Origin of the sequence: Flavobacterium sp., from assembly GCF_035456225.1 — a bacterium.
In the GTDB taxonomy this organism is placed as follows: Bacteria; Bacteroidota; Bacteroidia; order Flavobacteriales; family Flavobacteriaceae; genus Flavobacterium.
Genome location: NZ_DATIDM010000076.1, coordinates 1 through 2,056 on the forward strand (window position 1 = coordinate 1; position 2,056 = coordinate 2,056).

The 2,056-nt window shown below is 36.4% G+C and carries 2 protein-coding genes; one reads left to right on the plus strand and one right to left on the minus strand.

Annotation, left to right across the window (positions count from 1 at the left end; genetic code table 11):
- Nucleotides 1-1,627, minus strand: a 1,627-nt coding sequence (locus VLB74_RS04430; protein ID WP_325202254.1) for a hypothetical protein, incomplete at its 3' end; no start/stop codon positions are given.
- A 322-nt stretch (nt 1,628-1,949) separates the two neighbouring features.
- Here VLB74_RS04430 and VLB74_RS04435 point away from each other — a divergent pair.
- A partial coding sequence (locus VLB74_RS04435) for a GTP-binding protein (RefSeq protein ID WP_325202255.1) occupies nt 1,950-2,056 on the plus strand: 107 nt, incomplete at its 3' end.

Sequence of the window (2,056 nt, forward strand, 5' to 3'; positions counted from 1 at the left end):
ATACAACTTTGATCATGATATCTTCTTTCTTCTTTTTGTAGACCTCCAACAAGAAAGTATTTTCACTGGTTTTCACAATTCTGTTGGTAGAGAACTGATAAATCTTGAAGTCTTCCACATCACGCGAATTTAATATCGAACCTTTTGATAAGACTCCTTCCGAATCGGTAATTTTCACAGCTGTTAAATAACCACCCTGACCATCTGAATGTCTTGCTGGAGATTTGTCCAAAGGAAGATCCATATTTTTTACGTTATCTAAATACACAAAATAGTGATTGTTGTCTGCATTGAAGTATTTGTATGACATTCCGCCTTGTCCCCTTGAACCCACTTGGTTTTTCGGAATTTTCTTCATCCATCCCAAACTGCCATCCGTATTGATTTTCGAAACCAGCATATCGCAATAATGGTAGGTCGAATAGGTTCTCGCTCCTCCTTGCGGGCTGTAAGATGTACGTGTGATTACAAAATACTGTTCTCCAACCAGAACGATACTTCCATCTTCATTAACAACCAACTCGTTCAAATCCAAATCGGAAAACTGAGCTTCATCTCCATTTCGTTCCTTCTTTTCATTCTTTCTCTTTGTTTTTGCAGTTTCATATTGGTTTAGCACTTCCAGAGGAATTTCATGAGAAACGTTATCGTATACTGTCCCATCACTTTTTATTTTAAACGCAATTATCCCGTCACAATCGTCGAAATCTCCTTTTCCGTTGCTGTAAAAACCACCGCAAACCAAGAAATCTTTATTGGTATCAAAAAGCCATAACTTATTGATGAACTTATCTTTATTCTCAAATTTTGATATTCCGATTTTATCCGAACCTGCTTTAATGGTAAACAGTTCGATGTGATAATTGGCCTCAGTATCTTTTCTTTTCTTTTTATCATCATTACTGTCGTCATGGAAAACTTTGGTCAGTAAATACAAATTCCCATTGTTATCCAACTGATAATCCAGGTTATTCATTCTTCTTTCTGTATAAGGCATTGTCACCTCATTATCTGAAATCTTATTTAAGCCGCCGTCATAAGTAAACAATCCAATGATGTCATAACTCCTGGTATCTCCTTTAACTTCGGGCTTTCTTCGGTATTGCACTAAAACATTTTTCTTGTCTCTGGACTGAAACAAATCAAATTTATCCTGTACAGAAAACGAAAATCCCCAACTGCTCGATACGGCAGAACCGGCAATTTTGCCATCTACCTGTAAAACCAATTTCGGGCTTCCCGTAAACTCCCCAGCAGCAAAATCGATCTCGGTAGCAAACAACTGCTCTTTATCGTTATCACCATCCCATGACGAATAAAAGAAATAGTATTTACCATTTACCTCCATAACTTGTTCAAACGAGTAATTTTTCGGAAAGTATTTTTCGTATTTTTTTTCCTTGATAAAAGACGGTTTCTCTGAATCGAATTTTTGAATCAGAATTTCTTTTCCATCTAATTTTAAAGCAAGAACTTCATTTCCTCTTGAGAAATAAATTTTTTCCGCCGCATCAAAAACCCTGTACGGTTCGCTCACTTTGTAGGAATGGTTGGTAATTAAAGATTGTTGTGCGTAGGTTTGGCAGCAAAACAAGACCAACAACAACAATGTAAAGATCTTTTTCATAATTTGAGTTTCTTTTGTTATTAAGTTATAAATTAAGGTTAGGGCCGCAAAAGTAGGCTTTTTATCTCGAAAAAATTTTACAGTTATGCGTCATTACCGCTTTTTAACTGATATATTTCGATTATATTTGCCGATTAATTCACTACCTTTAAGGGTAGTGGTCCGCGTTAGGGATTACTTCACTAAACTTTTATTTTTATAGGAGTTCAGTGAATATATTTGCAATGGAAATCCTTTTGTTTTTTCCTTTAAAAAACAAAAGATTGGAACGGAAAGCCCGACCCTTGTGGTAACGCCAAACTAATTTTGACAAAGAACGAAGATGAAGCATATTAGAAATTTCTGCATTATTGCACACATTGACCACGGAAAAAGTACGCTGGCCGACCGTTTGCTTGGTGCCACACAAACCGTAACTGCCCGTGAGGA